Below are 24,562 nucleotides of genomic sequence, written 5' to 3' on the forward strand. Positions count from 1 at the left end.
TATGCGCGGATCGCTGGCACTCATGATTCCGTCCATCGCAGGCGCGCGCATGACGCAGAACGCCTCGTTCGATGGCGTGTCGACCGACAGCCGCAATGTGCAGGTCGGGCAGCTGTTCGTCGCGCTGCGCGGCGAGAACTTCGACGGCCACGACTTCCTGGCCCAGGTGGCAGGCAAGGGTGTGGCGGCGGTCGTCGTCGAAAAACTGCCGGATGGCTTCACGCTGCCGGCCATCGTGGTGCCCAATACGCTCACCGCGCTGGGCCAGATCGCCAACTGGTGGCGCAGCAAATTCGACATTCCGGTCATCGGGGTCACCGGCAGCAACGGCAAGACCACGGTCAAGGAGATGATCGCATCGATCCTGGCGGCCGCGTTCGGCGAAGCGCAGCGCCTGGCCACGCAGGGCAACCTGAATAACGAGATCGGCCTGCCGCTCACGCTCATGCGCCTGGAAGCGACGCACCGCGCCGCCGTGGTCGAGATGGGCATGAACCACCCGGGCGAAATCGGCCGCCTGGCCGCCATCGCCGCCCCGACCATTGGCATGGTCAACAACGCGCAGCGCGAACACCAGGAGTTCATGCACACCGTGGAAGCGGTGGCGCGCGAAAACGGATCGGTGTTCGCATCGCTGCCCAAGGATGGCGTGGCGGTGTTCCCCGGCGACGACACCTATACCGCCTTGTGGCAGGAGCTGGCGCAAAGCCGCGGCGAGCGCCGCACCGTCACCTTTGGCCTGGATGGCGCGTGCGACGTGCACGCCAGCTACACACCCACGGGCTTTGGCAGCGAACTCACGGTCGGCATGATCGACGCGCAGTTCACCGTCAAACTGGCGGCGGCGGGGGAGCACAACGTGCGCAATGCGCTGGCCGCGATCGCCTGCGCGCTTGCCGCCGGCATCGAGCAGGACGCGATCGTGCGTGGGCTGGAGAGCTTTGCGCCGGTCGGCGGGCGCCAGCAGCGCAAGCAGGCCGCGAACGGCGCGACCGTGATCGACGACAGCTACAACGCCAACCCGGATTCGGTGCGCGCCGCGATCGACGTGCTCGCGCAAGCGCCGTCGCCGCGCATCCTGGTGCTGGGCGACATGGGCGAAGTCGGCACGCAGGGGCAGCAGTTTCACGAAGAGATCGGTGCTTACGCCAACAGCCGCGGCATCGACAATGTGCTCGTCACCGGGGACCTGACCCGTCACATGGTCGGCTCGGGCGCGCGGCACTTCGAGCAGTTCGACGAATTATTGGCAGCACTGGATACACAACTGGGCAGCGAATCAACCGCGACTGTGCTGGTGAAGGGCTCGCGCTTCATGAAGATGGAGCGCGTGGTCCAGCACCTCGTCGGATCACAAAACACAGGGAAGGAAGCCCACTGACATGCTGCTTTGGCTGGCACAATACTTTCAGCAGGATTTTAGCTTCCTGCGCGTTTTTAACTACATCACTTTCCGTGCGGTGTTCGCCACCATCACGGCGATCACGCTCGGCCTGGGCTTTGGCCCGGCGGTGATCCGCAAGCTGACCGCGATGAAGGTCGGCCAGGCAGTGCGTACCTACGGCCCGCAAACCCACCTGCAAAAGCACGGCACCCCGACCATGGGCGGCGTGCTGATCCTCATTTCGATCGGCATTTCGACCCTGCTGTGGTGCGACCTGTCCAACCGCCTGATCTGGCCGGTGTTCGTCGTCACGCTCGGCTTTGGCGCGGTCGGCTGGGTGGACGACTACCGCAAGGTGGTCTACAAGGACCCCGAGGGCATGCGTTCGGGCGAGAAGTACTTCTGGATGTCCCTGATCGGCATCACCTCGGCGCTGTACCTGGCGTTTTCGGTGTCGGCGGCGACCCCGTGGCAGGTGTGGGAGCTGTTCTTCGCCTGGGTGCAGTCGGGCTTCTCGATGGACCTGCCGCCCAAGGCCGACCTGATCGTCCCGTTCTTCAAGACCATCAGCTATCCGCTGGGCGTGTGGGGCTTCATCGCGCTGACCTACTGCGTGATCGTGGGCGCGTCGAACGCGGTCAACTTCACCGATGGCCTGGATGGCCTGGCCATCATGCCGACCGTGATGGTGGGCGGCGCGCTGGGCCTGTTCGCCTACCTGACCGGCAGCGTCACCTATTCCAAATACCTGTTCATCCCGCACATTCCGGGCGCCGGCGAGCTGCTGGTGTTCTGCGGCGCGATGGCGGGCGCGGGCCTGGCCTTCCTCTGGTATAACGCGCACCCCGCGCAGATGTTCATGGGCGACGTCGGCGCGCTGGCGCTGGGCGGCGCGCTCGGCACCATCGCGGTCATCGTGCGCCAGGAGATCGTCCTGTTCATCATGGGCGGCATCTTCGTGGCCGAGACGCTGTCGGTGATCATCCAGGTCGGCTGGTTCAAGTACACGAAAAAGCGTTACGGGCAGGGGCGCCGCGTGTTCCTGATGGCGCCGCTGCACCACCACTTCGAACAGAAGGGCTGGAAGGAAACGAAGGTCGTGGTCCGCTTCTGGATCGTGACCATGATGCTGGTACTGGTTGGTTTGTCGACCCTGAAACTGCGCTGACATGAACTATCAAGGCAAATTCGCACTGGTGCTGGGGCTCGGGGAATCCGGGCTCGCGATGGCGCAATGGCTGGCCCGTTGCGGCGCGCGCCTGCGCGTGGCCGACACCCGCACCGCGCCGGACCGCCTGCCCACCTTGCGCGCAATCGCGGCCGACGCCGAATTCGTGGGCGGTCCGCTGGAGGCCAGCCTGCTCGACGGCGTGGACTTTGTCGCCGTCAGCCCGGGCCTGGGCCCGAACCGCGAGCTGGCAGCGATCGCGCCGGCAGCGGCCGAACGCGGCATTCCGCTGTGGGGCGAGATCGAACTGTTCGCGCAGGCGCTGGCCGCGCTGAAAGAAGAGCGCGGCTATGCGCCCAGGGTCATCGCCATCACCGGCACCAACGGCAAGACCACAGTCACCAGCCTGACCGGCCTGTTGTGCCGCCGCGCCGGCCTGACCACCAGGGTGGCCGGCAACATCAGCCCGGCCGCGCTGGACGTGCTGCGCGAGGCGCTGAACCTGGACGAGCTGCCGCAGGCATGGGTGCTGGAGCTGTCGAGCTTCCAGCTGCACACCACCTATAGCCTTGACGCCGATGCCGCCACCGTGCTCAACGTGACCCAGGACCACCTGGACTGGCACGGCAGCATGGCGGCCTATGCGGCAGACAAGGCGCGTATCTTTGGCGAGCACACCGTGCGCGTGCTCAACCGCGACGACGCGACCGTGATGCGCATGACCGCGCCGGATGCGAAGGTCGTCACCTTCGGCCTGAACGAGCCCGATGCGGCCGACAGCTCTGGCCTGGTCAACGAGCGCGGCGTGCTGTGGCTGTCCTCCGGTGTCGCATCGAGCGACGAGCCCGAGAAAAAGCGCAAGAAAAACGAGCCGGCCCCGCCGGTGGAGTTCACCATCAGCCGCCTGATGCCGGCCGACGCGCTGCGCATTCGCGGCCTGCACAACGCCTCCAACGCGCTGGCCGCGCTGGCGCTGTGCCGCTCGGTCGGCCTGCCGCTGGCGCCGCTGTTGCACGGCCTGCGCGAGTACGCGGGCGAGCCGCACCGCGTCGAGCTGGTCGCGTCGATCGACGGCGTGGACTACTACGACGACAGCAAGGGCACCAACGTGGGCGCCACCGTGGCCGCGCTGCAGGGCCTGGGCAAGGCTTTCACCAGCGAAGGCCAGCAGATCGTGCTGATCGCCGGCGGCGACGGCAAGGGCCAGGACTTCTCGCCGCTGGCCGAGCCGTGCTCGCGCTACGTGCGCGCGGTGCTGCTGATCGGCCGTGACGCGCCGGCTGTGCGCGAGGGAATCGAGCCGTCCGGCGTGCCGATGTTCGACCTGCCGGGCCTGGCCGAAGCAGTGCGCCGCGCCAGCGGCCTGGCCAAGCCGGGCGACGCGGTGCTGCTGTCGCCGGCCTGCGCCAGCCTGGACATGTTCACCAACTACGCACACCGCGCGCAGGTGTTCGTCGAAGCCGTGCGCGAGCTCGCGCTGGAGAAGGGGCAGGACATCTGATGGCCTTCCAGATCCCCTTCAGTTTCGGCGGCGGTTCCAGCGACGCGGTCGCGGCGGCGAGCGCCGCCCGTCCATCGCGCATGATGGAGTACGACCAGCTGCTGGTCTGGGTCACGGTGATCCTGATGCTGTTCGGGATGGTGATGGTGTATTCGGCCTCGATCGCGCTGCCGGATTCGCCCAAGTTCTCCTACCTTGGCAACAAGACCAGCTACTTCCTGGTCCGCCAGGCCCTGTTCATCGGCATTTCGCTGCTGGCCGGCCTGCTCGTGTTCCGCATCCCGATCGCCACCTGGCAGCGCCTGGCGCCGCTGATGTTCGTCGCCACGCTGCTGCTGCTGGTGGTAGTGCTGGTGCCGGGCGTCGGCGTCTCGGTCAACGGCTCGCGCCGCTGGCTCTCGCTCAAGGTGTTCAACCTGCAGCCGTCCGAAATCATGAAGATCGTCGCCGTGCTGTACGCGGCCGACTTCACGGTGCGCAAGCAGCAGTACATGCACAAGCTGACCAAGGGCTTCATGCCGATGGCGGTGGCCATGGGCGTGGTGGGCATGCTGCTCCTGCTCGAGCCAGACCTGGGCGCATTCGGCGTCATCGTCTGCATCTCGATGGGCATCCTGTTTCTGGGCGGCTTCAACATGGTCTGGTTCGGCGGCATCGGCGCGATCCTGGTGCTGGTGTTCACCTCGATCATCGCGCTCTCGCCGTTCCGCCGCGCCCGCATGTTCGCCTACCTCGACCCCTGGCAGGAAGGGAACGCGCTCGACAAGGCCTACCAGCTGACCCACTCGCTGATCGCCTTCGGCCGCGGCGAGATCTTCGGCGTCGGCCTTGGCAACAGCGTGGAAAAGCTGCATTACCTGCCCGAAGCGCACACCGACTTCCTGATGGCCGTGATCGGCGAGGAGCTTGGATTGGTTGGCGTGCTGGTCGTCGTCGGCCTGTTCTACTGGCTGGTCAAGCGCGCCTTCGACATCGGCCGCCAGGCCATTGCCCTGGACCAGACCTTCGCCGGCCTGGCCGCTAAAGGCATCGGCATCTGGATCGGCGTGCAAACCTTCATCAACATGGGCGTGAACCTGGGCCTGCTCCCGACCAAGGGCCTGACCCTGCCGCTGATGAGCTACGGCGGCTCGGGCGTGCTGTTCAACTGCGTGGGCCTGGCCATTTTGCTGCGCATCGACTACGAAAATCGCGTGCGCATGCGGGGAGGCCGCCAATGAAGCGCCTGATGATCATGGCAGCCGGCACGGGCGGGCACATCTTCCCCGGCATCGCGATCGCGCAGACGATGCGCGAGCGCGGCTGGGAAGTGAGCTGGCTCGGCACCGCGCACGGCATGGAGCGCGACATCGTGCCGCGCCACGGCATCGAGATGGACGTGATCGACTTTGCCGGCATGCGCGGCAAGGGCATTGGCCACACCATCACCGGCGCGTTCAAGATGGCGGCCAGCTTCGGCGCGGTGCTCAAGTACCTGGGCCGCCGCAAGCCCGACGTGGTGCTGGGCATGGGCGGCTATGTCTGCGTCCCCGGCGGCATGATGGCGCGCCTGAAGGGCATTCCGCTCGCGCTGGTCAACGCCGACGCTGCGCTGCTGTTGTCGAACAAGACGCTCGCGCCGATGGCGCAAAAGGTGATGTTCGGTTTCCCGGCCGATTTCGGCGCCGCCGCCGGCAAGGCGGTCGTCACTGGCAACCCGGTGCGCAAGGAGATCCTCGAGATGCCGGCGCCGGCGCGCCGCTTCGCCAACCGCACCGGCCCGCTCAACGTGCTGGTGGTGGGCGGCAGCCTGGGCGCCAAGGTGCTCAACGACGCCGTGCCCGCCGCGCTGGCGATGATCCCGGAAGGCGCGCGTCCCGTGGTGACGCACCAGTCGGGCAAGAAGAACATCGACGCGCTGCGCGCGGCGTACGCCCAGGCGGGCGTGAAGGCCACCGTGCTCGACTTCATCGACGACATGGCGGCCGAATATGCCAATGCCGACCTGGTGATCTGCCGCGCCGGCGCGATCACCGTGTCGGAGCTGACGGCGGCAGGCGTGGCCAGCGTGCTGGTGCCGCTGATGGTGAGCACCACCAGCCACCAGCGCGACAACGCGATTTGGATGGAAAAGCAGAAGGCGTCAGTGCACCTGCCGCAGGCAGAACTGAACGCAGCGCGGCTGGCGCAGCTGCTGCAACAAACTTCGCGCGACGATTGCCTGCGCATGGCGGAAGCCGCGCAGGCAGTGGGTCAGCGCAACGCCAACGAGGCAATCGCTGGCGTACTCGAACAACTGGCGGGGCAGGGCGGATGAAACACAAGATCAAGCACATTCACTTCGTCGGCATCGGCGGCAGCGGCATGAGCGGCATCGCCGAGGTGCTGCTCAACCTGGGCTACAAGGTGTCCGGCTCGGACCTGACGAGCAACGCGGCCAGCCAGCGCCTGACGCAGCTGGGCGCGCGCGTGACCGTGGGGCACGCTGCCGAGAACATCCTGGGCGCTGATGCGGTGGTCACCTCTACCGCCGTCAACGAATCGAATCCCGAGGTGGTGGCCGCGCGCGCAGCCAAGATCCCCGTCGTGCCGCGCGCGATCATGCTGGGCGAACTGATGCGCTTAAAGCGTGGCATCGCCATCGCCGGCACCCACGGCAAGACCACCACCACCAGCCTGGTCGCGTCGGTGCTGGCCGAAGGCGGGCTCGATCCCACCTTCGTGATCGGCGGGCGCCTGAACAGCGCCGGCGCCAACGCCAAACTCGGCTCGGGCGAATACATCGTGGCCGAGGCGGACGAGTCGGATGCCTCGTTCCTGAACCTGTCGCCGATGATCGAGGTGATCACCAACATCGACGCCGACCACATGGACACCTATGAGCACGACTTCGAAAAGCTCAAGGCGGCCTTCGTGAACTTCACCCACCGGCTGCCGTTCTACGGCCGCGCCATGATGTGCGTCGACGATGCGCACGTGCGCTCGATCCTGCCGCAGGTAACCAAGCCCGTGACCACCTACGGCTTCTCGGAAGACGCCGAGGTGCGCGCCCTGAACGCCCGCGCCGACGGCCTGCAGATGCGCTTTACCGTGCGCCAGCAGGGCTACCCGGACACCGAATTCGTGCTCAACCAGCCCGGCATGCACAACGTGCTCAATGCCTGCTCCGCGATCGCGATCGCGCGCGAGATCGGGCTGGACGATGCCGCGACCGCCCGTGGCCTGGCCGAGTTCCGCGGCGTGGGCCGGCGCTTCACCCGTTACGGCGAGATTGCGCTGCCCAGCGGCGGCAGCTTTGCGCTGGTGGACGACTTCGGCCACCATCCGGTCGAAACCCGGGTCACGCTGGCCGCCGCGCGCGCCGCCTACCCGGGCCGCCGGCTGGTGCTGGCCTTCCAGCCGCACCGCTACACGCGCACCCGCGACCTGTTCGAGGATTTCGTGCACGTGCTTTCCAGCGTGGATGTGCTGCTGCTGGCCGAGGTGTATGCGGCCGGCGAGGCACCCATCGTCGGCGCCGACGGCCGTTCGCTGGCGCGCGCGCTGCGCGCCGCCGGCAAGGTGGAACCGATCTTTGTGCAGGCGATTGCCGACATGCCGGCCGCAATCATGAATGCGGCGCGTGACGGCGATGTCGTCATCACCATGGGCGCAGGCTCGATCAGCGGCGTCCCCCATCAACTGACAACCCAAAAGGCTTCATCGTGAGCGTACTTTCCACAACTGACGCCAAGTCGTTCGGCAAGGTCGGCGTGCTGTTCGGCGGCCGCTCGGCCGAACGCGACGTGTCGATCATGTCCGGCAACGGCGTGCTCGAAGCATTGAAGAGCCGTGGCATCGACGCCCATGGCTTCGACCCGGCCGAGCGCTCGCTGGCCGAACTGGCCGCCGAAAAATTCGACCGCGTGTTCATCGCGCTGCACGGCCGCTACGGCGAGGACGGCAGCCTGCAAGGCGTGCTCGAACAGCTCGGCATTCCCTATACCGGCAGTGGCGTGATGGCCTCGTCCGTGGCCATGGACAAGATCACCACCAAGAAGATCTGGCTGCAGCATGGCCTGCCGACTCCGCGTTACGCCGTGCTGGAGGGCGACACCGACCTGGGCAAGGTAGCCGCCGATCTCGGCCTGCCGCTGATCGTCAAACCGCCCCACGAGGGCTCGACCATCGGCATCACCAAGGTGGTAGCGGCCCCCGACATGAAAGCGGCGTACGAGCTTGCGGCGGGCTTTGACGAGGAAGTGCTGGCCGAGGAATTTGTCGCCGGGCGCGAGCTGACCGTGACGGTGCTCGGCCGCGGCAAGACCGCGCGCGCGTTGCCGATCGTGGAGATCGTCGCGCCGGAGGGGAACTACGACTACCAGAACAAGTACTTCACCGACGACACCAAGTACTACTGCCCGGCGCACATCGATGAAGCGACCACCGCCGCGATCCAGCGCATCGCGGTGGACGCATTCAATGCGCTCGGCTGCGAAGGCTGGGCGCGCATCGACGTCCTGCTGCGCTCCCGCGACAACAAGCCCTTCCTGATTGAGGCGAACACCTCGCCCGGCATGACCGGCCATTCGCTGGTGCCGATGGCGGGCCGCGCGATCGGGCTGGAATACGCAGACCTGTGCGTGGAGATCCTGCGCTCCGCACGGCTGAAGATCGGCCAGCAGAAAAAATAAGAAGGAAGCCTGACCAGACCATGTGGCACGACGTCCGAACCCTGAATGCGACCGCCAGCGGCCTGATGGCCCTGACGGTGCTCGCCTGTATCGCATCCGGGGTGTGGTGGCTGTCGCAGCGGCCGATGTTCACGCTGCGCACGGTGCGCGTGGAGAGCATGTACGGCATCGGCCTGAAGCACGTGAACGAACTGACGGTCCGCAACGGGGTCGTGGGGAAGCTCAAGGGGAACTTCTTCACCGCCAACCTGGACCAGGTACGCAACGTGTTCGAGGCGGTGCCCTGGGTGCGCCGCGCGACTGTGCGCCGCGAGTGGCCGAACGAACTGATCGTGGACGTGGAAGAGCACGAGGCGCTGGGCACCTGGGGCGAGGACGGCCGGCTGCTGTCGGTGAAGGGCGACGTGTTCACCGCCAACCTGGCCGAGGCCGACGAGGACCGCACGCTGCCGCTGCCCGCGTTCGACGGACCGCCCGGCAGCGAAAAGGAAGTGCTGGCGCGCTTTGCCGAGCTGCGTGGCTGGTTCGCGCCGATCAAGCTGGCGCCCGAGGCGCTCAGCCTGTCGAGCCGCTACGCGTGGACGGTCAAGCTGGACAACGGCATGCGGGTGGCACTGGGCCGCGAGCAGGACCGCACCACGCTCAGGAACCGGGTGCAGCGGCTGGTGGGGATCTATCCGCAGCTCGTCGCGCGGCTGCAGGAAGGACGCATCGACAGCATCGACATGCGCTACTCGAACGGGCTGGCGCTGGCGTCGAGCGCGCTGATGGTGCCAAGTGACGCGACCAAGCCGGTGAAGCCGGCAAAGAAGACCAATTCAAGCAAGACAACCAAGCATACTTAAAAACAGCAGGCGAAAATGACAAAAGACGCGAAAAACCTGATCGTCGGCCTCGACATCGGCACCTCGAAGGTGGTGGCGGTGGTGGCCGAAGTGATGCCCGATGGGCGCCACGAGGTCATCGGACTGGGGCAGCACGAGTCCAAAGGGTTGAAGAAGGGCGTTGTCGTGAACATCGAGGCGACGGTCGAATCGATTCAGCGCGCGCTCGAAGAAGCGGAGCTCATGGCCGACTGCAAGATCCGCAACGTCTATGCGGGCATCGCCGGCAGTCATATCCGCTCGTTCAACTCGAGCGGCATGGTGGCGATCAAGGACAAGGAAGTCACCGCGACCGACGTGGCGCGCGTGATCGAAACGGCCAAGGCGGTCAACATTCCGACCGACCAGCAGCTGCTGCACACGGTGCCGCAGGAGTTCATCGTCGATAACCAGGAAGACGTGCGCGAGCCGATCGGCATGAGCGGCATTCGCCTGGAAGTGCGGGTGCACATCGTGACCGGTGCGGTGTCGGCGGTGCAGAACATCGTCAAGTGCGTGCGCCGCTGCGGCCTTGAGGTGTCGGACCTGATTCTGCAGCCGATGGCCTCGGCCGACGCCGTGCTCACCCATGACGAGAAGGAACTGGGCGTGGTGTTGATCGACATCGGCGGCGGCACCACCGACATCGCGGTGTTCTCCGACGGCGCCATCCGCCACACCGCCGTGATCCCGATCGCGGGCGACCAGATCACCAGCGACATCGCCATGGCGCTGCGCACCCCGACCGGCGAGGCTGAAGAAATCAAGATCCGCTACGGCGTGGCCAAGCAGGTGCTGGCCGATCCGGGCGAAACGCTCGAAGTGCCCGGCATTGGCGATCGCGGCCCGCGTTCGCTGTCGCGCCAGGCGCTGGCGGCCGTGATCGAGCCGCGCGTGGAGGAACTGTTTGCGATGGTGCACCAGGTGGTGCGCGACTCCGGCTACGAGGGCGTGCTCTCGTCGGGCATCGTGCTCACCGGCGGCAGCTCGATCATGCCGGGCATGATCGAGATGGCAGAAGACATTTTCCTGAAGCCGGCGCGCCTTGGCACGCCGGACTATCGCGGCCAGCTGGCTGATGTCGTGCGCAGTCCGCGCTATGCGACTGTGCTCGGCCTGCTGCTGGAAGCGAAGAAGCAGTATTTGCGCGGGCATATCGTGACTCGTCAGGATGGCTCGATCAATGCGGTGTGGCAGCGGGTGAAGGAGTGGGTCTTGGGGAATTTTTAACGGCAGGCGGGTTCAAGAATTAGGTAATACGGAATAAACAGTTTTTTAAAATAAAACCGCAGTTTTCAATCTCCAGGCCTGATAGAGGCTTATGAGACCTGGCGCTTGGAAACGGCATTTGATATCAGGAGCAAAACATGGAGTTCGATATGGTGGATAACGCAGCCCTCGGGACCATCATCAAGGTCGTTGGTGTCGGCGGCGCTGGTGGTAACGCGGTTCAGCACATGATCAACAAGGGTGTGTCCGGTGTCGAGTTCATCGCCGCAAACACGGACGCGCAGGCGCTGGCGGCGTCCACCGCCCACAACATCATCCAGATCGGCGATTCGGGCCTGGGCGCGGGCATGCGTCCGGACGTGGGCCGCCAGCTGGCCGAGCAAAGCCGCACCCGCATCGAAGACGCGCTGCGCGGCTCGCACATGGTGTTCATCGCTGCCGGCATGGGCGGCGGCACCGGCACCGGCGCCGCGCCGGTGGTGGCGGAGGTTGCCAAGAATATGGGCGCGCTGACCGTGGCGGTCGTTTCCAAGCCGTTCTCTTACGAAGGCGGCAAGTGCATGGACATCGCCGAAACCGGCCTCGAGGAGCTGTCCAAGCATGTCGATTCGCTGATCATCATCCTCAATGAGAAGCTGGAAGACATCTACGAAGACGAGTCGATGCTCGACTGGATGAAGCATGCCGACGACGTGCTGAACAACGCCGTTGCCGGTATTGCCGAGATCATCAACGTGCCGGGCCACATCAACGTGGACTTCAACGACGTGAAGACCATCATGAGCGAGCAGGGCAAGGCCATGATGGGCACCGCCACCGCAGCCGGCGTGGACCGCGCCCGCATCGCGGCCGAGCAGGCGATCGCCTCGCCGCTGCTGGACGGCGTGGACCTGTCGGGCGCGCGCGGCGTGCTGGTCAACGTGACCGCAAGCCGCAACCTGAAGGGCAAGGAGATCAAGGAAGTCATGGCTGCGGTGCGCGCGTTTGCCGCTCCGGATGCCGCGATCGCACAAGGTATCGCCTACGACGACAGCATGGGCGACGACCTGCGCGTGACCGTGGTGGCCACTGGCCTTGGCAAGGGCAAGAAGAACATCCAGCTGGTGCAGACCCCGGTGCTGCGCACGGGCACTCACAATGCCCCGATCATGGCTGCCGGCACTCCGTCGATGGGCAACGGCGTGACCATGGGTTCGGCCGGCGGCGACGCCATGGGCGGCATGAAGCAGCCGGCCGTGTGGCGCCGCGAGCAGGCATCGGAGCAGGTGCAGGCGATGCAGCGCAACGGTGTCGAAACCTACGACATTCCGGCGTTCCTGCGCAAGCAGGCTGACTGATCGCTGGTTGGTCGAAAAAAGACGGGACGGCATGCCGTCCCGTTTTTCTTTGTAGGGTGGGCGGGTCTCCCGCCCACTCGTTCAGGTCAAGCATGCTCCGTTGAACGCGTGGGCAGGAAACCTGCCCACCCTACGTTTGCGCCGGCACCGATGAGTGGCGCAGCAGGATGCGCTCGATCGCGTTGAGCAGCTCATACACCGGTTTGAAATCGGCGAACAGCGTGGCGTTGTCGGGCGACCGGCCGCGCACCTCGGGATCGGCCCGCACCAGGTCGAAGATCTGCCCGAAGCTGCGCTGGCCATCGATATGCCGCAGGATCTTGCCCGAGTACCGGCCCGCGTCCACGGCTGCCGTCATCCCCAGGTGCGGATGGCGCAGCAGCGTCGGCAGGCCATTCTTGGGTGCGAACATGGTTTCGAGCGCGCACGGGTCCAGCGGCTCGTGGAAGTAGAAGGGCACATAGTCGGCGTCCCCGTACGGCGCCTTCGCTTGCGGTCCCCGCGTCAGGTACATGAGGTGGCGCGTGATGTCGCCCATCAGCAGCTCGGACATCGCGTGACGCGCGCGCTCGTCCATGTGCGCCAGCCGCGCGCGCATGCGCGAAGCTTCCAGCCCTAGCGTGAACTGCGGCAGGTACGGAAAGCGGCCGCGGCCAACGTCCGACAATTCGATGGTGAAGCCGTGCCCGTCGGCCAGCCATTCGTACAACTGCGGCACCGTGTACGCCCGGTCCTGCGAATGCAGCAGCGAGTCGTAGATGCCGGCGTCGGTGTCCTTGTCGTTGTAGAGGTTCCCCGCAAGGCCATACCAGTTCCCGGGCGGGAGCGCGGCCAGCACCTCCTTGGCCTGTGCGATCTTCTCGCCCTCGACGCAGTCCTGGTTCGCCAGCCGCAGCAGCTCCTGCATGTGATACACGCCGGTGCGCCCGATCGCGCCGTACACCATCAGCGCAATTGCGCCGCGCTCCTTGAGCACGCGCTTCAACGCGCACAGCCCCGCGTCCGGGTCGGCCAGGTGGTGCAGCACGCCCACGCAATTGATGTAATCGAATTCGCCCAACCCAAGCGACGGCAGGTTGAGGATCGAGTCCTGCACCCATTGGATGTTGGCGAGCTTGCGGATCGCGGCGCGTTCCTTGGCGATGGCGATGCTCGCCGATGACAGGTCCAGGTGCACGACCTGCGCATCGGTTCCGCGCAGCTGCTCGGCCAGGAAGATGGTGGCGTCGCCGGTGCCGCCGCCTGCTACCAGGACGCGAAACCCGTTGCCGAAGGTCTCGCGGCCCTGGAAGCAGTAGTGGTTCATCATCGGCAGGTCTTCCAGCCAGGTGCGCTGCAGCCGCTTGTATTCGTCCTTCGGATCGCAAGGCGGGTAGGGCAGATGTTCGTACTGCGCCTTCACGCCAGGCAGATAGTTCTGGTTGTTCATCGGGCCCACACGTGCGGTTAAGGTGGCCCATCTTCCAATCATTTGGCGGGCTGCGCAAGCGGAAATGGGCCGGTCCCTGCAAGGATTGCGGGGATCGGGCATACTTCGCGATCTTGGCAACTGATTAAGTAAAGGAGACCACATGACCATCAAGATTGGCGACCGTCTGCCGGAAGGCACCCTGTCCGAATTCATCGAGACCGAAACCGAAGGCTGCAGCCTTGGTCCGAACACCTTCAACGTGGCCGATCTGGTCAAGGGCAAGAAGATCGTTATCTTCGGCCTGCCGGGCGCCTTCACTCCGACCTGCTCGGCCAAGCACGTGCCGGGCTATGTGCAGCATGCGGCCGAACTGAAAGCCAAAGGCGTTGACGAAATCTGGTGCATCTCGGTGAACGACGCGTTCGTGATGGGCGCCTGGGGCCGCGAGCAAAAGGCCACCGGCATCGTGCGCATGATGGCGGACGGGAACGCGGCATTTTCGAAGGCGCTCGGCCTGGACATGGACGCCTCCAAATTCGGCATGGGCACGCGCTCGCAGCGCTACTCGATGCTGGTCGAGGACGGCGTGGTCAAGCAGCTGAACGTGGAGCAGGGCGGCTTCGAAGTGTCGAACGCCGAGACCATGCTCAAGCAGCTGGGCTAACCACCTGTGGCCGGGCGCGCCCGGCCTTGAACACCTGCTCGACGATGATCATCAACGCCGAAACCCCCAACCAGCCGGAAGTGCTGGCCATGCTCGACCGGCTGGACGCCTACTGTGCCAGCCTGTACCCATCCGAGAGCAATCATTTGATGGATGCAGCCTCGCTGATGCAGGGCGACGTCCTGTTCCTCGTTGCGCGCGACGTCGATGGCGCGGCGGTCGGCTGCGGCGCGCTCGTCAACCGTGACGGCTACGGCGAGATCAAGCGCATGTTCGTGGACGAACAGCGGCGCGGCCTGGGCACCGGCAAGCAGCTGGTCGAGCAGATTGTGCTGTTCGCATCGATGGCCGGACTGCGCGAGCTCAAGCTCGAAACTGGCATCCACCAGCCCGAGGCGATCAGGCTCTACGAGCGGTGCGGCTTTGCGCGCTGCGAACCGTTTGGCGACTACGGCCCCGATCCGCTCTCCGTATTCATGGAACGGCGGCTGTGAACCGCCGCCAGTCGAACCTGCGCAGCATCTATGCGATGCTGGTCGCAGTTGCCATGTTCTCGGTGATGGACACCACCATGAAGGTGCTGGCCGGGCACTTCCCCGCCATGCAGGTGGCGGCGCTGCGTTCGATGGCATCGCTGCCGCTGGTGTTCGCCTGGGTCGGCTGGCGCGGCGCGTTCGGTTCGGCCCTGCGCGTGAACTGGAAGCTGCAGGTGCTGCGCGCCGGCCTTGGCATCATGATGCTGTCGCTGTTCGCGTTCGGGGTCAGGCAGCTGTCGCTGGCCTCGGCCTATACGATCTTCTTCATCGGCCCGATCCTGATCACGGCGCTGTCGGTCTTCATCCTCAAGGAGAAGGTCGAGACGGCGCGCTGGGTCGCCATCGGCACCGGCATGATCGGCGTGCTGGTCGTGCTGCGGCCCGACGGCTCGGGGTTCCTGAGCATCGGCGGGCTGGCCATTCTGGCCGCGGCCGTGATGTACGCGGTGTCCGCGATTGCCGCGCGCCTGCTCGCGCGCACCGACCGCGCCGAGCACATGATGCTCTGGCTGATGCTCATGATGGCAATCGGCGCTACCGTGCTTGCGGTGCCGGGCTGGATTCCGGTCGCGGCCTCGCACCTGCCGGTGCTGTGCACGCTCGCGGTCAGCGGTTTCTTCGCCCAGCTCGCCATCAACGAGGCGTTCAGCCATGGCGAGGCCTCGGTCGTGGCGCCGTTCGAATATTCGGCGCTGGCCTGGGGCGTGGCGATCGACTGGCTGCTCTGGCACACGCTGCCGGACCGGTACACTTTGACCGGCGCGGCGATCATCATCGCCAGCGGCCTGTACCTGATTCGCCACGAGCGGGTGCACGCCGAGGCGGAGCATCCATGAAAAGCGTCGCATCGGCGCTACCGCCGAGGCCGGGCCGGGCGACATAGCCGACGCTACGATATAATCGGCCAATGCTCAAACAACGAACCGTCAAACAGGTAGTGCGCACCACCGGCGTGGGCCTGCACTCGGGTACCAAGGTCGAGCTGACCTTGCGTCCGGCCGCGGTCGACACCGGCATTGTGTTCCGCCGTGTCGATCTCGACCCGGTGGTCGAATTCCCCGCCAGTGCCGAAGTGGTCGGCGACACCCGCATGGCCTCGGTCCTGGTCCGGGACGGCGCGCGCGTCTCCACCGTCGAGCACCTGATGTCCGCCTGCGCGGGCCTTGGCATCGACAACCTGTACGTGGACGTCTCGGCCGAAGAGATCCCGATCATGGACGGTTCGGCCTCCTCGTTCGTCTTCCTGCTGCAGCAGGCCGGCGTGCAGGAGCAGGCCGCGCCCAAGAAATTCATCCGCGTGCTCAAAGACGTCGAAGTGCGCCAGGGTAGCGGCGCCAACGAGAAGTGGGCGCGCCTGTCGCCGTACGACGGCTTCAAGCTCGACTTTTTCATCGAATTCAACCATCCGGCGGTGGACGGCACCTCGCAGCGTGCCAGTGTCGATTTCGGCACCGTCTCGTACGTGCACGACGTGGCGCGCGCCCGCACCTTCGGCTTCATGCAGGACGTGGAAAGCCTGCGTGGCATGGGCCTGGCCCGCGGCGGCTCGCTCGAGAACGCGATCGTCATGGACGAGTACCGCATCCTCAACGCCGACGGCCTGCGCTACGACGACGAGTTCGTGCGCCACAAGATCCTCGACGCGATCGGCGACCTGTACCTGGTCGGCTATCCGCTGCTGGCCCATTACACCGCGCACAAGTCCGGCCACGCGCTCAACAACGACCTGCTGCGCGCGCTGCTGGCCGACCGCGACGCCTACGAAATCGTCTCCTTCGACGCGCCGGGCACGGCGCCGGTGTCCTATGTGCGCCAGATGGCGCGCGAGTGGGCGCTCACCTGAGCGCGGCTTCGCGTAGGGTGGGCAGATTTCTGCCCACGCGTCCAAACAGTGCGAGCGTCAACGCGGCGTGACGTCGAACGCGTGGGCAGGAAACCTGCCCACCCTACGAAATCATCCCTGCTGTTTGCGCTTGGCCGCCAGCGACCTGATCGCCGCGATCAGGTCCGCATTCTGCGCCGTCTGCGGCAGCGCATCGCCCAGATCCTCGAACGCCTGCACCGCCGTCGGCGGCAGTTCGAGCGTGCGCATCTTCATCTGTTCCGGAACCGGCCGCGTGACCTGAACCTTGAGCTTGATCGAGTCCACTTGCCAGCCGCGCTGCTGCAGCCCGTTCTGCAGCTTGAGCGTCTGCTGCTTGAGCCTCGCCGCCAGCGCCGAACTGGGCACGGCCAGCACCAGCGCGCCCTCCTGGAACGAGAGCACGTCGCACGCCGAGAACATCGCCGGCAGCAGGGCCGCGCAGTCGCTCTGCAGGCGCGCCATGCGCATGGCGGCAGGCAGCAGGGCCGCCATCCTGTCGTTCGCACGCAGGAACTCGGTGGCGCCGAAGGATGTCTTGTGGGTCCGGGTGCCGTAAATGTGGACCGGACGGGCATTGTGGGAGAACTGCATCCCGTCAACATACCACAGCCGGGACCGTCTGGCAGCACCGGCTGGCAGGACAGTTCAGTTTGATAACTTTCTTTGACCCCAAGTACTTGTTATCCCGGCTGTAGCCCCCAAGTGTGGCGACGCCGCATGCTAAAATCAACGGTTTGCGGCCACAGGCGGTCTTCGAGTGATATCATTTTGATATCTATCCCGGCGCGTATTTTTGAAGAATTCCAAGCATGTCATTACTGACCCAGATTTTCGGTAGTCGCAACCAGCGGCTGCTCAAGCAATACCAAAAGACGGTGCGCCAGATTAACGGGCTCGAGCCGCAGATGGAAAAGCTTTCCGACGCCGAGCTGCAGGCCAAGACGCCTGAATTCAAAGCGCGCCTGGCCAACGGCGAAACGCTCGATGACATCCTGCCCGAAGCGTTCGCGGTGTGCCGCGAGGCCGCCAAGCGCGTGTTCAAGATGCGCCACTTCGACGTGCAGCTGATTGGCGGCATGGTCCTGCACTACGGCAAGATCGCTGAGATGGGCACCGGCGAGGGCAAGACCCTGATGGCGACGCTGCCGGTGTACCTGAACGCGCTGGCCGGCAAGGGCGTGCACGTGGTGACGGTCAACGACTACCTGGCCCAGCGCGACGCCGAATGGATGGGCCGCCTGTACGGCTGGCTGGGCCTGTCGACCGGCATCAACCTGTCGCAGATGGACCACGACACCAAGCAGAAAGCTTACGCGTCGGACATCACCTACGGCACCAACAACGAATACGGCTTCGACTACCTGCGCGACAACATGGTGTACGACGCGCGCGAGCGCGTGCAGCGCGGCCTGAACTTCGCCGTGGTCGACGAGGTGGACTCGATCCTGATCGACGAGGCGCGCACCCCGCTGATCATCTCCGGCCAGGCCGAGAACCACACCGACCTGTACTACAAGATGAACGAGCTCCCGCCGCTGCTGGAAGAGCAGATCGGCGAGGAGACCCCGGACGGCAAGGGCAAGGTTGAAAAGCCGGGCGACTACGTCAAGGACGAGAAGGCGCACACGGTGCTCCTGACCGAGGCCGGCCACGAAAAGGCCGAGCAGATCCTCACCCGCATGGGCCTGCTGCCGGAAGGCGCGTCGCTGTACGACGCCGCCAATATCACCCTGATCCACCACCTGTACGCCGCGCTGCGCGCCCACAAGCTGTACCACAAGGACCAGCACTACGTGGTGCAGAACGACGAAGTGGTGATCGTGGACGAATTCACCGGCCGCCTGATGACGGGCCGCCGCTGGTCCGACGGCCTGCACCAGGCGGTCGAGGCCAAGGAAGGCGTGCGCATCCAGAACGAGAACCAGACCCTGGCCTCGATCACCTTCCAGAACTACTTCCGCATGTACGCCAAGCTGTCGGGCATGACCGGTACCGCGGACACCGAAGCCTACGAATTCCAGGAGATCTATGGCCTGGAAACCGTGGTGGTTCCGCCGAACCGCCCGAGCCAGCGCAAGGACCGCCAGGACCAGGTGTACAAGTCGGCCGAGGAAAAGTACCAGGCGATGGTGAACGACATCCGCGACTGCTACGAGCGCGGCCAGCCGGTGCTGGTCGGTACCACCTCGATCGAGAACTCCGAGCTCCTGTCGGGCATCCTGAACAAGGCCAAGCTGCCGCACAACGTGCTCAACGCAAAGCAGCACGCGCGCGAAGCGGAGATCGTGGCGCAGGCGGGCCGTCCGAAGATGATCACCATCGCCACCAACATGGCGGGCCGCGGTACCGACATCGTCCTGGGCGGTAACGTCGAAAAGCAGATCCAGTTCATCGAAGCGAACCCGGACATGTCGGCGGAGCAGAAGGCGGCGGAGTCGCAGAAGCTGCGCGACGAATGGCAGTCGCTGCACGACCACGTGGTGGCGCAGGGCGGCCTGCACATCATCGGCACCGAGCGCCACGAGTCGCGCCGGGTGGACAACCAGCTGCGCGGCCGTGCCGGCCGCCAGGGCGACCCGGGCTCGTCGCGCTTCTACCTGTCGCTGGACGACCCGCTCCTGCGCATCTTCGCGGGCGACCGCGTGCGCGCGATCATGGAACGCCTGAAGATGCCGGAAGGCGAACCGATCGAGGCGGGCATCGTGACCCGTTCGATCGAATCGGCGCAGCGCAAGGTCGAGGCCCGCAACTTCGACATCCGCAAGCAGCTGCTCGAATACGACGATGTCGCCAACGACCAGCGCAAGGTGATCTACACCCAGCGTAACGAGCTGCTGGAAGCGGCCGACATCTCCGAGCTGATCGCCTCGCTGCGCACCGGCGTGTTCACCGACGTGGTGCGCGAATACGTGCCGGCCGAGTCGGTGGAAGAGCAGTGGGACATCAAGAGCCTGGAGCAAGTGCTGGCCAACGACTGGGGCCTGAACGTACCGCTGTCGCAGCTGCTGCAGGACGAGCCGAACCTGAACGACGACGACATCCTCGAGCGCGTGCTGGCCGCCGCCGAAGAGTCGTACAGCGCCAAGGTATCGATCGTGGGCCAGGAAGCGTTCGGCGGCTTCGAGCGCAACGTCATGCTGCAAAGCGTGGACAGCCACTGGCGCGAGCACCTGGCCGCGCTGGACCACCTGCGCCAGGGCATCCACCTGCGCGGCTATGCGCAGAAGAACCCGAAGCAGGAGTACAAGCGCGAGGCGTTCGAGCTGTTCGGGAACATGCTGGACATGATCAAGAACGAAGTGATCCGCATGGTCATGACGGTCCGCATCCAGACCCGTGAGGAAGTCGAAGCGGCCGAGGCGGCGATGGCGGCCCAGGTGGCGCACCTGGAGAACATCAACTACCAGCACTCCGAGTTCAACCCGGCCGCCGCGCCGGAAGAGCTGATGGCGCCGGTGGCGGCCGGCGTGCCCGACCCGGTGGGCAGCGACGCCAACAGCTACATGGGCGTCAAGGTCGGCCGCAACGACCCGTGCCCTTGCGGCAGCGGCAAGAAGTTCAAGCAGTGCCACGGCAAGCTGGCTTGATCCGCCAGCTGGGCAAAGTAAAAACGGCAGGTTGCACCTGCCGTTTTTTTCGGCTTCGGTGAAAACGCAGGGTGGGCAGGTCTCCCTGCCCACGCGTTCAGTCAGTGCGGCCGCGATACTGTATCGTGCGTGGCCACGGTCAGTACACCTCGACGTTCACCGCCAACAGCTCCACGGCGCCCCCATGGCCCATGCCGTCGTGCGCCGCATGCATCGGCACAACGCGCAACCGCACGTTGCCGTCCGCTGCCACCTGGCCGAGCTTCTGCCCGAGAGGTATCACGTAGGACAGCGCCGCACCGTGTGCGTGGTGGCCGAACATGGCGATCGCGCCCACGTAGAACGGGCTGGCCGCATCCACCTGTGACAGGTCGTCCGGACCGTTGACGACGATGACATAGTCGTTGTGTTCCGAATGCGGGAAGTTCAGCGTCAGGTTCGCGACCAGTACGCTGCCCGCAGCTGTGGCCTGCTCGATGGCGCCGGCCGGGAGCTGCACAAGACCACTGGCCGCCTGTCCACCCCGGCCGAGCCGGTCGACGACTTTGCCGCTGAACACGCGCCGCGCTGCCAGCCGGCCTTTCGGCTTGCCCTTCGCTTGCGCGACCACATCCTCGCCCGACCCGGGCTCATAGTCGTAGTGGAAGGCCGCCATCGCCTCGTAGTCGCCGCCGCGCGTCTTCGCCACCGGCGCGCCCGTGCTGTCGACGAAAAACAGCATCGGCTCGCTGGCCCAGCGGTAGTAATCGGTGTTCTTTTCCTCGGGCGATTTCTGGTCGTCCGGCAGGTCGGTCCGCAGTTCCGAGCCGGCGGGCAATGTCGGCAGGCCAAGCGCTTGCTGCTTGCGCGTCCACACGTCCCACAGGCGGTCCATGTTCCCGTGGTGCAGGAAGAAGATCGGATCGACGGGCGAGAGCATGTCGGTCATGAAGCCCATCGCATCGACAAAGTTACAGTCGCGCGAGCCCACGCAGCGGTGCACCAGGTTGTGCGGCTGCGCCTCGAGGATGCCGAAGCCCGCCATCGCGCTGTGATTCGGCGCCTTGAAGCTGCCGAAGGTAGTGAAGTCCTGCGCCGCCAGCGCGGCATGGATGGTGCCGATCGACACCGCGGCTGCCGTCATCGGCGTAAACTCGGGGTGCTCGCGCCGCAGCCCGCGCGCGCCCGGCTGGTCGTAGAACAGGCGGCCGGACGGATCGGTCACGATGTCGAACATCAGGTCGGGGTCGAAGCGCATCCGGCGCATCAGTAGCTGGCCGTATTGCGAGCGTTGCTGGAACACGCCGCCGGGCGAGGTCCAGTAGCCGGAGTTCTCGATCGCACGCTTGAGCCGCGCCTCGAAGTCGGGCGCGGTCGGGATGTAGGCGCTGTGGTTCGGGTCGAGCATGTCGTCGAACATGCCATCCGGGACTTTGGGCTCGGCCGTCCAGTCCCAGTACGGCAGCGCGAACTGGGGATCGCCACTCAGCTCGCGGCAGATCTGCTCGAACCAGCCCAGGTAGCCGCGGTGCCAGGGCAGGAACCACCAGTTGCCGTGCGGGCAGTCCACCGTGTGGATGATGGCGTGGCGATACCAGTTGCGCGGGTCTTCCGGCGGCAGCGCGAGCATGGCGCGCACGGCTTTCGCATAGCTTTTGAGTATGCGCGGGCCGTGCGGTCCCGACGCGTTGTAGCGGCGGTAGCGCACGCCGTTGGCCACCGACTGGCCCAGTGAAGAGGCCAGCGGCAGCATGCTGGCGCAAACGGCAATTCCTGTTTTCTTCAGCGCATCACGGCGTGACACGCTGAACGTATTGCTCGGCGGTTTCATCATGGGTTGCTCCGTTTGAGTGCAGGGCTTGATACGAGCTCAGCCTAGCGTGCGCGGACGCGCGGTCCGTGCCAAAGCTCAAACGGTCACATCAGCGAAGCCAAGGTTTCGCGTCAATTGCCAATCGAAAAGGGAAATGACTTTCCGGCGAAAAACGAGCACTGGCCGGAAAGCGTTCATAGCGCCGAGCGCCCCTCAGCTTTTCGTCATGCAACATCGTGGCGGACCGCCCAAACAATCCTAGCTTCCATTTTCAACGGTCGGCCTAGCGAATGTTCTTATTGCAATCCGTCGACTACAATTCTCCGATTCAATAGCTGACTATTTTTAATGGGATCAATTTATGCGCAACGGAGGAAGTCGTGGGGGTGCGGCGGATGCGCGTAGGCGTCTGAAGGATCTCGAGCCGCTGTCAGAGAAGGAAGCGGAGCTTCTGTCTTCCTGGACGCTCGGATCACCCGTTCCAACAGGGCAGGTACGCCCGGACGCTCCGTCACCCGCCAACATTGTTCGTGCAAATTTCGTTCGGTTCCTGCTACTGGGAGGGATCGATAGCGCGATTAAAGGAAGCGTATTTGAGCTTACTGGTGCTTGGGTCGACGAGGAACTAAAGTTGGCGTCCGCTCACATCGAGTCTACCCTGAAGTTCATCAACTGCACCTTTGCGCAGGCGATCAATTTCGCGGATACGAATATTCGTGGCAGCGTGGTCTTCAAAGGTTGCAAGGCGCCGGGACTTGACGCACAAAGGATCTCTTGCACAGGGGACTTGTGGCTGCGCGAAATGCAGGGTTGCAGGCATTTGTTTTTGCGAGGCGCCCGGATCGGCGGGGACATTAATTGCAACGGATCGAGCGTCTCGGACATCCGCGCAGAGAACGCGATCGTTGGAGGCGGCGTCTTTCTCGCGGGCGGGTTTGAGGCTTCTTTAGCTGTATTCAGCGGTGCCAAGATAGAAGGATCATTGTTCTGCAATGGTGCTCGCTTTCCTGGCCGTGACGGACGCGCCATCCAGGCGCATGGTGCCACCATCGGAGGTGATATCTTTATAGGCGACGGCTGTTCAGCAGGAGGCTCCATTAACTTCTCCGCTGTCAGGCTTGGCGGGAATTTGGATGCGGATAAATTGGTGCTCACAAGCTCGAAGGAGTTTGCACTGAGCGCTGAAGGCATAACAATTGGGGGCGGCTTCACCTGCCGTGAGTCGGAAATTAACGGGACAGTGCGCTTGACGAGCGCGCACATTACCGGCACGCTTAACTTCAATGGAAGCAAGCTGACCGGTGAGCACGGTGATGCGTTTTCGGCGGACAGATCGGTGATTGGAGGAACGGTTTTTCTTTCCAAGGGGTTCTCCGCGTCCGGGAAGACTCGCATCGTCGGCGCGCACATCGCCGGAAATCTGTCGCTCAAGGGAGCAAGCCTATGCGTTGGGGCAGGAGCGTCGTTCGCTGGTGATCGCGCATGTGTTGATGGCAACGTATATTTGTCCGAGGGGTTTGCCTCGGTTGGTGAAATTCGATTGCTTGGCATGCGTATCGGTGGGAGCCTCAGTTGTGCCGATTCGACCTACGAAAATCCAAACGGGGTGGCGGTCTTAGCCGATGCGCTGGTGGTCGAGAAGAGTTTCTTCTTTCGGAGGATGCGCAAGCCAGTGGATGGCGTGATCCTGACGGGCGCTAAGGTCGGCATACTTGTTGACGATGAGATTAGCTGGGGCGGGGGATTGATCCTTGACGGCTTTACCTACGGGAGTATCGCGGCCGCTCCAGTCGATGCGGCAGCGCGACTGCGGTGGTTGGACAAACAAAGGGCCGACCACTCCGGTCTTGAATCCGTTAAAGACGGCTTTAAGCCTCAACCGTGGAGGCAATTGCGCCAAGTTCTGCGACAGATGGGGCATTTCGAGGATGCACGGGAGATATCTATCGCGTACGAAGAGCGGTTACGCTTTGCAGGTTTGATCGGGCAATCCCCCGCTCACCGAAATCCTGTTAGCAAAGAGATTTCCCGTGCGGCGTCGCGGGCAGCCCATTACATTTTCGGTGCGTTGATCGGCTACGGTTACAGACCTCTCCGGCTGGTAAGCTGGTGTGTCCTCGTATGGTTGGTTTGCGCGGCGCTCTACTGGGTTGCTGCACTTCAGGGCGTCATGGCGCCATCGAACCCGCTTGTCTTCCAGAATGAGAAGTATCAGGACTGCGCGACTGATCGAGTCATCAATAAAACCGTAATCCCGGCAAACTGGTATCTCTGCGATCAATTACCCGAAGAATACACAGGCTTCAGCCCATTAGCTTATTCCCTGGATCTCATCCTTCCCCTTGTGGACCTTCAGCAGGAACGGGACTGGGCGCCAAAGGTCCCTACCCCGAGCGAGAGCTGGTGGAAGGAACTGACGGCGCTTAGCCTTAAACACATCGTCCGCCTTGTTGTTTGGATCGAGATACTCTTCGGGTGGATGGCCAGCTTGCTCTTGGTTGCAGTTGTATCAGGGTTAACGAAGCGCGTTGAGGACTAATTTTAAGAGTGCCAGAGATTGCCGCGAAAGACCT

19 protein-coding genes are annotated in these 24,562 nt (G+C 64.6%); 16 read left to right on the forward strand and 3 right to left on the reverse strand.

The window, feature by feature from the left end; all coding sequences use genetic code 11:
- Position 1 precedes the first annotated feature (1 nt).
- The 10 genes from NX773_RS20730 to ftsZ all read left to right on the forward strand — a co-directional run bounded on the left by NX773_RS20730 (position 2) and on the right by ftsZ (position 12,135).
- A complete protein-coding gene (locus tag NX773_RS20730; protein WP_258858169.1) occupies positions 2 to 1,381 on the forward strand; it encodes a UDP-N-acetylmuramoyl-tripeptide--D-alanyl-D-alanine ligase in 1,380 nt (459 codons plus the stop codon).
- Position 1,382: 1 nt separating this feature from the next.
- Complete coding sequence (mraY, locus tag NX773_RS20735; protein ID WP_258823908.1) at positions 1,383 to 2,552, forward strand: phospho-N-acetylmuramoyl-pentapeptide-transferase; 1,170 nt, start codon at positions 1,383 to 1,385, stop codon at positions 2,550 to 2,552.
- 1 nt (position 2,553) lies between these two features.
- Positions 2,554 to 4,053, forward strand: a complete 1,500-nt coding sequence (gene murD / locus NX773_RS20740; protein ID WP_258858170.1) for a UDP-N-acetylmuramoyl-L-alanine--D-glutamate ligase — start codon at positions 2,554 to 2,556, stop codon at positions 4,051 to 4,053.
- Positions 4,053 to 5,273 (forward strand): putative lipid II flippase FtsW, encoded by a 1,221-nt coding sequence (gene ftsW / locus NX773_RS20745; protein ID WP_258858171.1) that lies wholly within the window; start codon positions 4,053 to 4,055, stop codon positions 5,271 to 5,273. Before murD ends, ftsW begins: the two co-directional genes overlap by 1 nt.
- Positions 5,270 to 6,349, forward strand: coding sequence for an undecaprenyldiphospho-muramoylpentapeptide beta-N-acetylglucosaminyltransferase (gene murG / locus NX773_RS20750; protein ID WP_258858172.1), 1,080 nt, complete (start codon positions 5,270 to 5,272; stop codon positions 6,347 to 6,349). The genes ftsW and murG overlap by 4 nt, the downstream gene beginning before the upstream one ends.
- Complete coding sequence (murC, locus tag NX773_RS20755) at positions 6,346 to 7,740, forward strand: UDP-N-acetylmuramate--L-alanine ligase (protein ID WP_258858173.1); 1,395 nt, start codon at positions 6,346 to 6,348, stop codon at positions 7,738 to 7,740. Before murG ends, murC begins: the two co-directional genes overlap by 4 nt.
- A complete protein-coding gene (locus NX773_RS20760) occupies positions 7,737 to 8,705 on the forward strand; it encodes a D-alanine--D-alanine ligase (protein WP_258858174.1) in 969 nt (322 codons plus the stop codon). Before murC ends, NX773_RS20760 begins: the two co-directional genes overlap by 4 nt.
- 20 nt (positions 8,706 to 8,725) lie before the next feature.
- Entirely contained in the window at positions 8,726 to 9,550 is an 825-nt protein-coding gene (locus NX773_RS20765) for a cell division protein FtsQ/DivIB (protein WP_258858175.1), read from the forward strand.
- A 15-nt stretch (positions 9,551 to 9,565) separates the two neighbouring features.
- The gene (gene ftsA / locus NX773_RS20770; protein ID WP_258823915.1) at positions 9,566 to 10,798 is read left to right on the forward strand and encodes a cell division protein FtsA; all 1,233 of its coding nucleotides are present in this window, start codon (positions 9,566 to 9,568) and stop codon (positions 10,796 to 10,798) included.
- A gap of 137 nt (positions 10,799 to 10,935) precedes the next feature.
- Positions 10,936 to 12,135 (forward strand): cell division protein FtsZ, encoded by a 1,200-nt coding sequence (gene ftsZ / locus NX773_RS20775; protein ID WP_258858176.1) that lies wholly within the window; start codon positions 10,936 to 10,938, stop codon positions 12,133 to 12,135.
- Between the two features lie 130 nt (positions 12,136 to 12,265).
- Here the strand turns inward: ftsZ and NX773_RS20780 are convergent, their stop codons facing one another.
- Positions 12,266 to 13,564 (reverse strand): class I SAM-dependent methyltransferase, encoded by a 1,299-nt coding sequence (locus NX773_RS20780; protein WP_258858177.1) that lies wholly within the window; start codon positions 13,562 to 13,564, stop codon positions 12,266 to 12,268.
- Positions 13,565 to 13,706: 142 nt separating this feature from the next.
- On the opposite strand from NX773_RS20780, the gene NX773_RS20785 reads away from it, so the two are divergent.
- The 4 genes from NX773_RS20785 to lpxC all read left to right on the forward strand — a co-directional run bounded on the left by NX773_RS20785 (position 13,707) and on the right by lpxC (position 16,589).
- Complete coding sequence (locus tag NX773_RS20785; RefSeq protein ID WP_258858178.1) at positions 13,707 to 14,210, forward strand: peroxiredoxin; 504 nt, start codon at positions 13,707 to 13,709, stop codon at positions 14,208 to 14,210.
- A gap of 26 nt (positions 14,211 to 14,236) precedes the next feature.
- A complete protein-coding gene (locus NX773_RS20790) occupies positions 14,237 to 14,704 on the forward strand; it encodes a GNAT family N-acetyltransferase (protein WP_307728722.1) in 468 nt (155 codons plus the stop codon).
- Positions 14,705 to 14,739: 35 nt separating this feature from the next.
- Positions 14,740 to 15,582 (forward strand): DMT family transporter, encoded by an 843-nt coding sequence (locus tag NX773_RS20795; protein ID WP_258858206.1) that lies wholly within the window; start codon positions 14,740 to 14,742, stop codon positions 15,580 to 15,582.
- A gap of 71 nt (positions 15,583 to 15,653) precedes the next feature.
- The gene (gene lpxC, locus NX773_RS20800) at positions 15,654 to 16,589 is read left to right on the forward strand and encodes a UDP-3-O-acyl-N-acetylglucosamine deacetylase (RefSeq protein WP_258858179.1); all 936 of its coding nucleotides are present in this window, start codon (positions 15,654 to 15,656) and stop codon (positions 16,587 to 16,589) included.
- Positions 16,590 to 16,700: 111 nt separating this feature from the next.
- On the opposite strand, the gene NX773_RS20805 is transcribed toward lpxC, so the two are convergent.
- The gene (locus tag NX773_RS20805; RefSeq protein WP_258858180.1) at positions 16,701 to 17,201 is read right to left on the reverse strand and encodes a DciA family protein; all 501 of its coding nucleotides are present in this window, start codon (positions 17,199 to 17,201) and stop codon (positions 16,701 to 16,703) included.
- 218 nt (positions 17,202 to 17,419) lie between these two features.
- Here NX773_RS20805 and secA point away from each other — a divergent pair, with 218 nt between their 5' ends.
- Positions 17,420 to 20,197, forward strand: coding sequence for a preprotein translocase subunit SecA (gene secA, locus NX773_RS20810; RefSeq protein ID WP_258858181.1), 2,778 nt, complete (start codon positions 17,420 to 17,422; stop codon positions 20,195 to 20,197).
- Positions 20,198 to 20,336: 139 nt separating this feature from the next.
- On the opposite strand, the gene NX773_RS20815 is transcribed toward secA, so the two are convergent.
- Positions 20,337 to 22,010, reverse strand: a complete 1,674-nt coding sequence (locus tag NX773_RS20815) for a tyrosinase family protein (protein ID WP_258858182.1) — start codon at positions 22,008 to 22,010, stop codon at positions 20,337 to 20,339.
- A 340-nt stretch (positions 22,011 to 22,350) separates the two neighbouring features.
- On the opposite strand from NX773_RS20815, the gene NX773_RS20820 reads away from it, so the two are divergent.
- Complete coding sequence (locus NX773_RS20820; RefSeq protein ID WP_258858183.1) at positions 22,351 to 24,528, forward strand: hypothetical protein; 2,178 nt, start codon at positions 22,351 to 22,353, stop codon at positions 24,526 to 24,528.
- The last annotated feature ends 34 nt before the right edge of the window (positions 24,529 to 24,562 follow it).

The sequence above is a fragment of the Massilia solisilvae genome (genome assembly GCF_024753215.1).
Lineage (GTDB): Bacteria > Pseudomonadota > Gammaproteobacteria > Burkholderiales > Burkholderiaceae_D > Telluria > Telluria solisilvae.